13 protein-coding genes and 1 pseudogene are annotated in these 11,800 nt (G+C 68.6%); 10 read left to right on the forward strand and 4 right to left on the reverse strand.

The features are described 5' to 3' along the window. The 3 genes from ACW69E_RS22285 to nocL form a co-directional block, all read right to left on the reverse strand. Window positions 1-1,326, reverse strand: coding sequence for an AMP-binding protein (locus ACW69E_RS22285; protein WP_457500051.1), 1,326 nt, complete (start codon window positions 1,324-1,326; stop codon window positions 1-3). A 180-nt stretch (window positions 1,327-1,506) separates the two neighbouring features. Further along, window positions 1,507-2,217, reverse strand: coding sequence for an alpha/beta fold hydrolase (locus ACW69E_RS22290; RefSeq protein WP_457500052.1), 711 nt, complete (start codon window positions 2,215-2,217; stop codon window positions 1,507-1,509). Between the two features lie 2 nt (window positions 2,218-2,219). Then, entirely contained in the window at window positions 2,220-3,413 is a 1,194-nt protein-coding gene (gene nocL / locus ACW69E_RS22295; RefSeq protein ID WP_457500053.1) for a 3-methyl-2-indolic acid synthase, read from the reverse strand. Between the two features lie 350 nt (window positions 3,414-3,763). Between nocL and ACW69E_RS22300 the strand changes: the two genes are divergently transcribed. From ACW69E_RS22300 to ACW69E_RS22325, 6 genes are all read left to right on the forward strand, one after another. Continuing rightward, window positions 3,764-3,913, forward strand: coding sequence for a thiocillin/thiostrepton family thiazolyl peptide (locus ACW69E_RS22300; protein WP_206351315.1), 150 nt, complete (start codon window positions 3,764-3,766; stop codon window positions 3,911-3,913). A 177-nt stretch (window positions 3,914-4,090) separates the two neighbouring features. After that, a complete protein-coding gene (locus ACW69E_RS22305) occupies window positions 4,091-5,287 on the forward strand; it encodes a coproporphyrinogen-III oxidase family protein (protein WP_457500054.1) in 1,197 nt (398 codons plus the stop codon). Beyond that, complete coding sequence (locus ACW69E_RS22310; protein ID WP_457500055.1) at window positions 5,284-6,381, forward strand: hypothetical protein; 1,098 nt, start codon at window positions 5,284-5,286, stop codon at window positions 6,379-6,381. Before ACW69E_RS22305 ends, ACW69E_RS22310 begins: the two co-directional genes overlap by 4 nt. A gap of 68 nt (window positions 6,382-6,449) precedes the next feature. Beyond that, window positions 6,450-6,902: a hypothetical protein gene (locus ACW69E_RS22315; RefSeq protein WP_457500056.1), complete on the forward strand. Its 453-nt coding sequence runs from the start codon at window positions 6,450-6,452 to the stop codon at window positions 6,900-6,902. Window positions 6,903-6,908: 6 nt separating this feature from the next. Continuing rightward, window positions 6,909-7,232: a hypothetical protein gene (locus ACW69E_RS22320; protein ID WP_457500057.1), complete on the forward strand. Its 324-nt coding sequence runs from the start codon at window positions 6,909-6,911 to the stop codon at window positions 7,230-7,232. Between the two features lie 129 nt (window positions 7,233-7,361). Next, on the forward strand, window positions 7,362-8,126 hold the full coding sequence (locus tag ACW69E_RS22325; protein WP_457500058.1) for an AfsR/SARP family transcriptional regulator: 765 nt from the start codon (window positions 7,362-7,364) through the stop codon (window positions 8,124-8,126). An 89-nt stretch (window positions 8,127-8,215) separates the two neighbouring features. On the opposite strand, the pseudogene ACW69E_RS22330 reads toward ACW69E_RS22325, so the two are convergent. Further along, window positions 8,216-8,524: pseudogene (locus tag ACW69E_RS22330) on the reverse strand (IS630 family transposase); the annotation flags it as partial. A gap of 80 nt (window positions 8,525-8,604) precedes the next feature. On the opposite strand from ACW69E_RS22330, the gene ACW69E_RS22335 reads away from it, so the two are divergent. The 4 genes from ACW69E_RS22335 to ACW69E_RS22350 form a co-directional block, all read left to right on the forward strand. Beyond that, window positions 8,605-9,306 (forward strand): hypothetical protein, encoded by a 702-nt coding sequence (locus ACW69E_RS22335; protein WP_457500068.1) that lies wholly within the window; start codon window positions 8,605-8,607, stop codon window positions 9,304-9,306. A 145-nt stretch (window positions 9,307-9,451) separates the two neighbouring features. Continuing rightward, entirely contained in the window at window positions 9,452-10,333 is an 882-nt protein-coding gene (locus tag ACW69E_RS22340) for a helix-turn-helix domain-containing protein (RefSeq protein WP_457500059.1), read from the forward strand. Continuing rightward, window positions 10,330-10,515, forward strand: coding sequence for a DUF397 domain-containing protein (locus ACW69E_RS22345; protein ID WP_457500060.1), 186 nt, complete (start codon window positions 10,330-10,332; stop codon window positions 10,513-10,515). The genes ACW69E_RS22340 and ACW69E_RS22345 overlap by 4 nt, the downstream gene beginning before the upstream one ends. Window positions 10,516-10,759: 244 nt before the next feature. Then, window positions 10,760-11,800: Hsp70 family protein (locus ACW69E_RS22350; RefSeq protein ID WP_457500061.1), on the forward strand; the 1,041-nt coding region annotated here is incomplete at its 3' end.

Consider the following 11,800-nt stretch of genomic DNA (forward strand, 5'->3'; position numbering starts at 1 on the left):
TCACAGCTTCCCGTGTGCGGTGTAGACGGATGCCGCCTCGCCCTCGGAGACGTAGCGGATTCGGCTGGGCCGCTGGTGTTCCGGCAGTTGGGTGCAGTGCTCCTCGACAGCCGGGGGGTCGACATCCCCGACCACGGTGGCGGCCAGATGCTCCAGTCCGGAGGACGGGTGCTCCACGGTGACCCGGGCGTCGCTGACGCCGTCCAGTGTGAGCAGATGGCGCTCGACGGCCCGCGGATACACCAGTACGCCGGCGAGCTTCTCGCCGCCGTCCGGGCGGCCTTCCAGGCAGAGGTGACCGGCGGAATCGAAGCGCCCGTAGTCCGTCCCCGACACCAGGCCGGCGGTGGGGGTCGGCGCCTGCCCGGGGCGCCACTGGTACTGGGCACAGCCGGGCCCGGTGACGCACACCTCGCCGGTGCCCCGCTTGTCGGGGTCCCGGATCCACACGGACTTCCCGGCGATCGGGAATCCGACGTGCTCGTTGTGTCCGGGGTCGTGGTCCAGCGCGATCGCCCCCGTTTCCGCGGTGCCGTAGAGATTGCTCACCCGGATGCCGGTGAAGTGCTCCCGGATGAGCCGCACCCGCTCGCCGCTGAGATGGCCGCCTCCCAGGAACAGCGCCACGGAGTCCATCGCCGCAGGCTCGATCGCGTTGATGCACGCGGCGGCGGCGAGGGCGGGGACACCCAGCGCGGCCACCCGGTGCCGCTGAGCCAGGCCGGTCAGCGGACGCCAGTCGTGCGGCGGGAAGATCAGCAGATCGCGACGGAAGAAGAGTGCCGGCAGTACGGACATGAAGAAGGCGGCGGAGAACCCCAGCGGCAGGCAGGTGGCCAGCGCGGTGGGGGGTCTGCCCCCGACTGCGTCCTGGTACATCGCCGCCTCACTGTGCAGCGCGATCAGCTCCCATTCGTCGGCGTGGCCGATGGCCACCTTCGGCGTGCCGGTGCTGCCCGAGGTGCAGATGCCCCACAGCGGGCGATCGGACGGGGCCGGCAGCGAGGCTCCTCCGGTCACCTCGAACACCTCGGGAGCCGATTCGCGGACGGTGAGTCCCAGGCGCTTCGGAGATGCCCACAGCAGCGCTGTGTCCGGGACCGAGGCGACGGCGAGCAGCGAGGCCAGCGACGCCATCGGCCCGCCTTCCGGGTCCACGGCGTAGGTGGTGCCGCAACGGAGTAGCGCCGCGCGCCGGCGCCCCTCGGACAGCAGGTCGTCCCAGGATGCGAACTCCGTTCCCCAGTACACGCCGGGGTCGCGGCCCGAGGCCGTGGAACCGGACACGGCGGGTGTCAGGAAGCGGCTGAATGGCGTTCGGCCCATGTCACCCATCCTTCGATGGTCTTGGGGACGTCCCCCGGCGTGGGGGTATCCAGGAGTGGCAGGCGCTGGGTGAGGAATCCCCGCACCACGACCACCTCCAGAGAGTCGAGCGGGCGGTGCAGATCCCCCTCTTGGAGTAACCGGGACAGGTCCTCCCGCAGCGAGCCGGAAGATGGCGGCTCAGGCGAAGTCATGCTCGGCCTCCCGGTGCCAGAAGGTTTCGACGGTCTGGATGAACTGCTCCGGGGCGTCCCTGCTGACGAGATGGCCCGCGCCCGGCACGACATGACCGCTGACCGGCCCCCCGAGGCGGGCCGCGCTCTCGGCGGCGGCCCGCTCAGCGGATTTGAGCGATCCGTTGATCAACAGCGTGTGGATCCCGAGTTCTGTCAGTTCCTGCGGGCTGACGCGCACCGTTCCCGCGAAGTCGCGCCCCACGTGGGCGACGACCGAGCCGAGCGTCTGCTTCCAGCGCATCGAGTGCAGCCGCTCGTACTCGTCTGCGAGCTCTGGATGTTCCGCGGCCAGCTGCTCGAAGCCGGCGATCTGCGCCTGGAAGGCGTCCTCGGCGGTGTCCGGCACGAACCCTGTGAGCACCAGGGAGCCGACCAGGTGCGGACGAGCGGCGGCGGCACGTACGGCGAGCGGGCCTCCGAGATAGGAGGCTCCGATCAGCCGTCCCGGCCCGAAGCGGTCGAGCAGGGCCAGTACGTAGCGCAAGGCGTCGTCGTAGTAGTCGGGTTGGGCATCCAGCGGACACCGGCCGTGGCCGGGCAGGTCGATGGGCACCGGCCGGTACCCGCCGCGCCATGCGGATATCTGCCGACCGAAATGCGCGTATGCCGTGCCCAGCAGGCCATGGAGCAGGTAGACGAGCGGTCGCTGAGTCACGATCACGATCGGCCTGCGGTGGCGGGCCGGGGCGACGGGTTGACGAAGTGCCCCACTTCGATGCCCGAGGACTCGATGCGGTCGAGTATGTGCCGTGGGCGGCGCAGGTCGGCGACCTGGAACTGAGAGGAACGCGCATCGTTGCGGGTCTGCGCATCGCCCCTGTAGGGCGCCACGTCCGGGCTGCCGGGGGAGATGACGCCGGCCAGGCCGAGGGCACGGTCCTGGAACTCCTGGGGCTCGCGGGTGGTGAGGACGAGTCGCTGTTCCGGGCAGGCGAACGCGACGGCCGCCATCATCCGCAGATAGTCCTCGTCACTGACCCGGGTGGTGTCGCGCGATGTCATGGCGGGACGCATCCGAGGCACGGAAAGGTCCGTCACGGCCCCGCGCCGGCGCAGGTGCTCGCCGTGGGCGACCAGGGCCACCAGCTCGGCGGACAGATCGTCGTGCAGCCCGACCAGCACGCCCGGGTTCACATAGCGGTAGCCGGCGTCGAGCCAACGGTCGAAGGAGGTCACGCGGCGGTTGAAATCGGCCTTGGGCACCCCGGCGGACGTCTTTCCCATGAACCGGCGGTAGGTGTCCCGGTCATAGCTCTCCTGGAAGACGCACATGGTGACCGGGTCCTCGCGCTCCACCCATTCACCGAGGATTTCGATCTCGTCCGGTTCCATGCTCCCGATGTTGAAGTAGATCCGCTCGAAGCCCATATCCAGCGCAGTGCGGATGGCCCAGCCGATGCGGAAGGCCGAGGCGAGACGGGTGTGCTTGTCCTCGTACTCGCCGGTGAGTAGCCCGACCCCGCGCACACCCTCATGGTCGCGTAGAACTCGCAGCTGCTCGATGATCTCATTGCGGCCGGAGAACTTGCGATCGAGACGGACGTTTCCCTTCCGCATGGAGCACATCTTGCACTCGGAGTCGCAGTGGTTGGTCGTGTAGAGCGGGACGAATGTGTGCAGGACCGGAGCACGGGTCGCACACCTCTCCTCGGCCGCCTTCTTGAGTTCATCTGTGGTTATCGAGCGGTCCTCCCACAGTGCGAGCGCGACGGCCGCGCGTGACTCCGGGGGCTCCTGCCCCAGCGGGAGCGAAAGGGCTGACCGGGTGTCGACGGCGGCCGCCTCTTCGCGCACTTCTGCCAGGTCCGGAAGGGTGAAGTCGCTGGAATATTCCCGCACGTGCTCGGCCATGGCGGATCTCCTCTGCGTGCCGGGTGAAGTGTGCGAACAGCGCATGTATATCCGCCCCGAATCACCGCGGGCAAGAGGCTGTAAAAACGGCGGAGATTCCTCCGTTTCATGCTGTGACGTGCGAAGACAAGTTGTTCTTTAGTGGATTTCCTGTCGTCTGCTGACCGCCTCTTCACTCGTTCCTTAGTGTGCGCGGAGCGATGACAGGCCGTCTGGAAAGCTGGTTACGAGCGTTTCTCGCGGATCGCTCGAAGGGCCTTGACCATCGGAAATGACCCGCCATAGCCTCCGTTTTGTGCGCAGTCAATCGACGCGCATTCGTTCCGACCGAAATTGAAGGGAGAGTTCCCATGGACGCGGAACTGAAGGATCTTGACATCGACGCCCTGGAGATTTCCGAGTTCCTGGACGAGAGCCGGCTGGAGGACAGCGAGGTTGTGGCCAAGGTGATGTCGGCCTCCTGCACCACCTGCGAGTGCTGCTGTTCCTGCTCCTCCTGACTCCAGGAGTGCATTAGGTGATCAGCGTGCATTGACACGTAGGGAGCGGTGTCCGCGCCCGGTTTTTCGGCACGGACACCGCTCTCCTGGTCCCGGTATGCCACATCGGCTGTGAAAGGAATTACCATGCCCTCCATGGCGCCGCTCGCCGCAGACGAGTCAGTCTCCGGTCTTCCGTTGAGTACACCGGGCCGGCGGGTGGTGATGCTCTACGTACACGTACCGTTCTGCTACTCCCGGTGCACCTTCTGTGACTGGGTCCAGGGCATTCCCAACAAGGATCTGCTCCGCCGCCCGGAGGATTCCGTCCGGCGCTCGTACATCGACGCGATGTGCCGTGAGATCAAGGCCCGTGGGGCGGGGCTGCGCAGTGAGACGCACACCCCCTACGTGATGTACTGGGGAGGCGGCACGGCCAGCAGTCTGGACGAGCGTGAGGCCACCCAGATCATGGAGGCCCTGCGGTCCTCCTTCGACTTCGGCGGGGTCGCCGAGGCCACGATCGAGTGCAGCCCGGACACCGTGGACGCGGCGAAGCTGCGCTTCTTCCGCTCGCTGGGCTTCAACCGGGTCTCCAGCGGCGTACAGTCCTTCGACGATGCCCGGCTGCGGCGGCTCGGCCGCCGGCACTCCGCCGAGCAGGCGGAGCGGATCGTCCACAACGCCCGGGAAGCCGGCTTTGAGGACGTGACCATCGACATCATGTCGGGCTTCCCCGACCAGGATGCCGAGGAACTCGACGCCACGGTGGCCAAGGCGCTGGAGCTGCCGCTGAGCCACCTGTCGCTCTACTCCTTCCGCCCGACGCCCGGCACCTTTATGCGGCGCAGGATGGCCGGGGTGGAGAAACGGGACTATCTGCGCAAGCAGCAGCTCCTCTTCACCCGGGCCCGCCAGGCCATCCATGGATCGGGGCTCACCGAGTACGCCTCGGGCTACTTCGGCAAGGTCTCGCCGTTCGCGGCGATGTACTTCCAGCTCCGCGCCGACACGGTGGGGCTGGGATCCGGCGCCATCTCCCTGTTGGACGGGCGGTTCCAGTCCCATAAGAAGGGGCGGTTGCACTCCTATATCAGTGATCCGCTCGGCTTCGACATCGATGTGTCGGCCGGTCAGGACCGAGTCCTCGTCTCGCTGCTCCAGGCCGGTCTCGCGATGTTCGACGGGGTCCTGCGGGACCAGTGGCGGCTTGCCACCGGCACAGAGCTGGCCGAGGTGCTGACCCGGCCGGCGATCGCCCCGCTCGCCGAGTTCCTCCGCGGCCGGGGCCTGGTCGAGGACGAGCGGGGCATCCGGCTGCCCAGGAGACAGGCCGGGATCACACTGATCGAGCTCGCCTTCGAGATGGCCATGTCCCAGCCGGAGCTCGGATGACCACGCACAGTGGTGCGGACGCCGCACCGGCCGCGGAGAACGTCCCGCTGGAGCCGGATCCGGCGGACGACTGGCTGGAGATCCGGCTGACCGGGGCCGCGGCCGACCGGGAGCGCCTGCTGCAGGAGGTGGCCCGCCCGCTGCTGACCGCTGTGGCCCCTGAACGGCCCGGATTCTTTCTGCCCGTCCCGGGGGCCGGCCCGAGCACCGCCGCTCTCTGCGTGCAGTTGCGGCCGGGGGGAAGAAAGGAGTCCCGCGCCTGCCTGAGCCAAGCACGGGAGCGTGCGCGGGCGATCGGCCGGGTCGAGGTGACGGCAGGCCCGGCCCGGCTGGTTCCGCTCGCCGGTTCCGTGTTCGCCGGGCCGCGGCTGGGGCCGGTCACCCGGTCGGTGTTGGCGTCGGCATGCCCGGCGCTGCTGGAATTGACCGTCGCGTCGGAGCGCGGCAGGCCCGCCCTGCTGTGGGCGGCGGCGGAACTGATGGCTGCGCATCTGCGGGGCGTCAGCACCGCGGGGCCGGCGACCGTTCAGCAACTCGTGGAGGGGCGGGAAGGCGTCCCTCTCGGGTTTCTCAGCTATCGCTCGCACGCCGAGGCGTTCATCGCGTCCAGCCGGGATCCGCAGGGCGCGCAGGCGATGCTGGAGCAGAAGTACGAGCGGATCGCATACCAGCTGGAGCCCCTGGTGGACGGGGTGCTGGCACAGGCCGAGGGCCGCGGACCCGTGGTGTCCCCGGCTGCGGCGACCTGGTTCCAGGCTGTGCATCCTGTCAAGGCCGAGGTGACGGAAGACTTCCGCGCGGGGCGCCTATGGCTCCAGGACGAGGGCCCAGATCCCGCCAACGGCGTTGGTCTGAAGGACAGTTCATTCCATCGTGTCGTTGCCGGCTCGGATGGTTTGCAACGTTTCCTGAACGAGGATCCGGCCTTCCTTGCCACCCGGCTGCTGACCAGCCTGCTCTACGCCGGCCTCGACGCCGGCGGCATCGCGCTGGCCGAACGCTACTTCCTCTGCTACGCGGTCAGTCGAGCCTGTGAGGCGCTCTTCGAGGTGAATGCCCTGGCAGTGGTAACGGCCCTGGCCCGGGGCCGGTAGCCATGACTTGAGCCGGCTGGTCTGTGTGACGCGGACTGCGGTGGGCGCGGGGTGGCAGGGAGTGCCACGTGGTGCCGACGGACGGGGCGGTCTCCCGGGCACGGGACAGGCCGGGCAGCGCGCCGCTGCGTGCGCTGTTCGTGGTCGCCGGGGAACCGACGGTTCCCGCCGGTCACGACGAGGTGTTCTGGCGTGACCTGCGCAAGGCGGTCGTGGACGGCACGACCTTCGACGTACCCGCCGGCGCGGACGGTGCGTCGGCCTTCGGTACCCCCGGCCGGCGGGCATTCCCGCAGATCGTCGCGGATGTCATCGGGTTCCCACCTCGCTCCGGCGAGGAGGTGCTGCAGACCGTCAGGCGTGGGGTGGCCGGCCTGTTCGGCCGGCTGTTCTTGCGGGCCGCCGGGGCGAGCAGGAGTGCCAAGTCATGGTCATCGGGTCCGGGGCTGAATAATCCCCGGAATCGAGGCGGAAAACGCCGGCCAGTGGCGTCAGTCGATTTGATCAACAAAAGTCCATGAGGTTCCATGTTCTCAGGAACCGAAGATTTCCGGAATTCACTGTTCCATTTCTGCTGGCCGAAAAGCATCGATCTTCTGCAGGGCCGCACGAGCCGGGTGTTAGCCTCGGCGGAGTTCTCGCGTCGTCATGAGGGGGGCATCATGTCCACGCAGTATCAGCCCGGGAAGAAACAGAAGATCAGCGCAACTGTGTGCGTCCGTCAGCCTGGCGGAAATGTGAATGTGGACAAGATCGGCCAGGCGCTCGGCCCCCACGGCGTGAACATTGCCGGCGTGATGAAGGAGTTCAGCGCCGCTACCGCGGTGCACAGCGGGGTGTCTCTTGCCTGACGCTTTACCGGAATATGTCCAGGGGGTGTGCCGGGAACGCGGCAGCATGGCAGCCGAACTTCAGCACGGGGGAAAGCGATGTATGTGGATGTGCTCGGCCCGCTAAAGGTTTCGCAGGGTGCCATCTCGGTGGTTCCCACAGCACCGAAGGCCAAAGTGCTCCTCGCACTGCTGGCCACGCGGGCCAATCAGTTCGTCCCGGTCTCAATGATCGTCCAGGAACTGTGGTCCAAGAGTGCCCCAACGTACGCGCGAACCGCCGTGCAGACGTATGTCCTCGACCTGCGCAAGCGCATGGCCCAGGCCGTGGCTCAGTCCCGAGCGGCCGTCGGCTCTGAGCCCGGGCTCGCCCTGGCTACGGAGTCCGAGGGCTATGTGCTCAAGGTCGCCGACGACCGGGTGGCGCTGCGGCGCTTCGAGATGTTCACGGCGGTCGGCTACCGCGCCCGGGAGCAAGGCGACTTCCAGGCCGCCTCCGACGCCTTCACCAAGGCGCTCGCGCTCTGGCGTGGAGACGCACTCTCCGACATACGCACCGGGCCTCAGCTCCAGGCGGAGGTCGAGGAACTTGAGGAGGCCCACCTCAACCTCCTTGACCGCCGTATCGATGCGGATCTCCGTCTGGGACGCCACCATGAGCTCCTGGGTGAACTGCGGGGCATTATTGCCCGGCACCCCACGCACGAGGGTCTGTGCGCGCATCTGATGCTTGCGCTGTACCGGGCCGGACGACGCTCGGAGGCGCTGGAGGTGTACCACAAGGTGCGTTCCAGCCTGGTCAAGGAGTTCGGCCTGGAGCCCTCTCCCGCGCTGCGCCGCCTCCAGCGTTCGATGCTCCTCTCCGATCAAGGGCTGGGCGAGGTCAACGTCACCTGGGATGCCCCCGAGCACTGAGCCGTCGCGCGTGCCTCGACGCCCGGCCAGGCAGCGTGAACGCGCCGCCGCCGTCGAGCTCGCTTGCGCGGACTGCCCCTGGTGCCATATCAGGCAACGTTCGCCCTGTCGACGACGGCGCGTAGGCGCTGGTCGTCGGCATGGCGGTTTCGCCAGATGATGTAGCGGCGGATCATGCTGCCCTGTTCCTTGTGGGTGGTGTGGTCGGTGCCGTCGAGGGTGAAGTAGCGCAGGGCGGTGAATTGGGCTTCGATGCGGTTGAGCCAGGAGCTGTTGGTCGGCGTGCAGGCGATCTCGACGTTGTTCGCCGCGGCCCAGGTGCCCACCCGCTGACACCTCCACGTGGCCAGGTGCGGGGAGAAGTTGTCACAGACGATCGCGATACGGACGTCGGGCGGGGAGGGGCATAGCGTGGTGCCGTGAACGAGGGCGCGGGCGGAACCGCGGCCGTGCTGTGGCAGGGAAGCGGGGGGCGAAGGTGACGGGAAAGGCCGGATCGCGGGTGCGGCGCGGGATCGTCGGCGCGGCGGCGACGGCGGTCGCACTGGCGGCCCTGGCCACGGCGGGGTGGTACGGCTACGTGTGGCTGGCCAAGCCGATGGACGTCCTGTCGCGGACCGGTGAGGTCGACGCGGCCAGCCGCGAGGCCGGGCCGGAGGGCGAACGCCGCCTGGAGGAGATCATCGACGGCCTGCCGGGCGTGTCACGGCAGCTCGGCACCGCCGCGAAGGACCACTGTCTGCGCCACCCCGCCTTCGAGGGCGAACCGCCCGGCCCGCTGAGCTGTCAGTGGCGGCTGGAGCGGTACGTCGTCCTCGACGGCGACCCGGAGGAGATCGGCGAGAAATGGACGGAGGCGCTCGGTGAGGACCGGTGGGCCGGCTCGCGGAAACCGTTCCACCCCGACTACGCCTCCTCCGCCGAACGGTACGAGTACCGCGACGCGCGCACCCGCGACCGCCTCGTCGTCACACTGGTCCGGGAGGATGCCGACCTGCCGCTGCTGTACGCCCCGCCCACCATCGAGCCATCAGTGGAACACGAGCGGGAGCGGCGGGACTTCACCGGACGGGACGCGGCGCGGGAGGCGGTGACGGAAGGGCGGCGGGTCGCCAGGGTCTCGCTGCTGCACGCCTACTACGGCCAGCAGGGCGAGGCCCCCTTCGAGCCGCTGCGCTGACCGCCCGCGCCTCGACGGCGGGCCGCGTACGCCGAGTGACCGTACGCGCACTCCAGGTGGACGACGCGCGGCCCTTTCGGTGACTCTGGGCGGGTTCGGCCGCGGGGGAGACCGCGCGTACAGCACAGCACCGGGAGGGCCGCTCATGACCACAGACGACGCCTGCGCCACGGAGGAAGTGGATCCGGGAGCGGACCCTGGAGTGGACCTGGGAGGGGAGCCGAACCCCTCGAGCAGCCTGCGCACCTTCGGGGCCGTCGTTCAGGCCCTGCGCGAGCACGCCGGTCTCAGTCGCGCCGAACTCGGCACCTGGGTGCGGTACTCCAAGCACACGGTGGCGTCGGTGGAGCTGGGTCGCCGGATGCCCGACGAGTCGTTCGTGGAACTGGCCGAGATCGCCCTCGGCAACACCGGCGCCCTGCGCAAGGCCGCCAAGTACCTGACGCGCGGCGAACCAGGCCTGGCCGCCTGGTTCCGTCAGTGGGCCCGCCTGGAACGGCTCGCGGTGAGCCTGGCCACGTACGAGTGCAGACTGGTGCCGGGCTTGTTGCAGACGGAGGCGTACATGCGCGCCCTCTGCGAGAACGACATTCCACCTCTCACGGACGAGGAACTGGAAGCCACTGTGCGAGCCCGCCTGGAGAGGCAGCGGTTGCTCCACGAGAGGCCCGGCACCACCTTCGACTTCATCGTCGAGGAGGCCGTCTTCATGCGCCGTCTCGGCGGGACCGAGGTCACCCGCGAACTGCTCGACCACATCCTCGGCCTCATCTCCCGGCGCAACGTGACGCTCCAGGTCATGGCTGCGGACAGCGAGCAACACGCCTGCCTCGCCGGTCCCGTCCGGCTGCTTGAGACACCGAACGGACAGTGGTTGGCGTACTCGGAGGGACAGGAGAACGGGCGCCTGATCGCTGACCGGAAAGAGGTGAGCCGCATCCAGAAGCGCTATGCGAGACTGCGCTCGCAGGCCCTGTCCCCGAAAGAGTCCGCGGGCCTGCTGGAGCGGATGCGAGGAGAGTTGTGAGGACGACGGAACTCGACTGGTTCAAGTCCAGCTACAGCAGCGCCCAGGGCGATGACTGCGTGGAGGTCGCCGTCACCGAGCAGGCCGTGCACGTGCGGGACTCCAAGGACGTGAGCCGTCCGGCCTTCGCGGTCGGCCGCGAGGGCTGGGGCCTGTTCGTGCGGCACATAGCGGGGGAGTGACGCGGGACGCGCCCCGGCGGAAAGGGCTTCGATGCGGCGGGCGGCACCCCACGGGGTGCCGCCCGCCTCGTCATGTCCGGACGGCGGCCAGAGATCGATACGGCTCCTGCGATGGGCGTGCCGGTTGCGCGGGGCTCCGCTTGACTTGAGTCGGCTCAAGTTTTATGCAGGAGGTACAGGCAGAAGACGCCCGGTTCCCGCACCGTGCGCCGGTGGGCGGCGGTGGTGAGAGGAGGGACCACAAGTGGCACGAGCGGTAGGCATCGATCTGGGCACCACCAACTCCGTGGTGTCCGTGCTGGAGGCCGGCGAGCCCACGGTCGTCGCCAACGCCGAGGGCGCCAGGACCACGCCGTCGGTGGTGGCGTTCGCCAGGAACGGCGAGGTGCTGGTGGGCGAGGTGGCCAAGCGGCAGGCGGTGACGAACGTGGAGCGCACCGTCCGCTCGGTCAAGCGGCACATGGGCGAGGAGGGCTGGCGCTTCCCCGCGACGGGGGACGTGGACGGCAGGCGGTACGCCGCTCAGGAGATCTCCGCGCGGGTTCTGCAGAAGCTGAAGCGGGACGCCGAGGCGTACCTGGGCGAGAAGGTCACCGACGCGGTGGTCACCGTTCCCGCCTACTTCAACGACGCCCAGCGCACCGCGACGAAGGAGGCCGGCGAGATCGCGGGCCTGAACGTCCTGCGCATCATCAACGAGCCGACCGCCGCCGCCCTGGCCTACGGCCTGGAGAAGGAGGACCAGACGGTCCTGGTCTTCGACCTCGGCGGCGGCACCTTCGACGTCTCGCTGCTGGAGATCGGCGAGGGCGTGGTGGAGGTGAAGGCCACCAACGGTGACACGCACCTCGGCGGCGACGACTGGGACCAGCGGATCGTCGACCATCTGGTCAAGCAGTTCAAGAACGCCTACGGGGTCGATCTGTCCAAGGACAAGATGGCCGTCCAGCGGCTGCGCGAGGCGGCGGAGAAGGCGAAGATCGAACTGTCCTCCGCCACGGAGACGACCATCAGCCTGCCCTACATCACCGCCTCGGCCGAGGGCCCGCTGCACCTGGACGAGAAGCTCACCCGGGCCCGGTTCCAGGAGCTGACCGCCGACCTGCTGGAGCGCTGCAAGGGGCCCTTCCACCAGGCCGTGAAGGACGCCCGGGTCTCGGTCTCCGACATCGACCACGTGGTGCTGGTCGGAGGGTCCACGCGGATGCCCGCGGTGACGGATCTGGTCCGCGATCTCACCGGCAAGGAGGCGAACAAGGGCGTCAACCCCGACGAGGTGGAGGTG

It is taken from the genome of Streptomyces sp. SS8 (assembly GCF_054072955.1).

Bases quoted from the DNA above. Each gene is read 5' to 3' on its own strand.
- nocL (WP_457500053.1), bottom strand. From the start codon at position 3,413: ATGGCCGAGCACGTGCGGGAATATTCCAGCGACTTCACCCTTCCGGAC.
- ACW69E_RS22320 (WP_457500057.1), top strand. From the start codon at position 6,909: ATGTTCTCAGGAACCGAAGATTTCCGGAATTCACTGTTCCATTTCTGC.
- ACW69E_RS22310 (WP_457500055.1), top strand. From the start codon at position 5,284: ATGACCACGCACAGTGGTGCGGACGCCGCACCGGCCGCGGAGAACGTC.
- ACW69E_RS22300 (WP_206351315.1), top strand. From the start codon at position 3,764: ATGGACGCGGAACTGAAGGATCTTGACATCGACGCCCTGGAGATTTCC.
- ACW69E_RS22285 (WP_457500051.1), bottom strand. From the start codon at position 1,326: ATGGGCCGAACGCCATTCAGCCGCTTCCTGACACCCGCCGTGTCCGGT.
- ACW69E_RS22340 (WP_457500059.1), top strand. From the start codon at position 9,452: ATGACCACAGACGACGCCTGCGCCACGGAGGAAGTGGATCCGGGAGCG.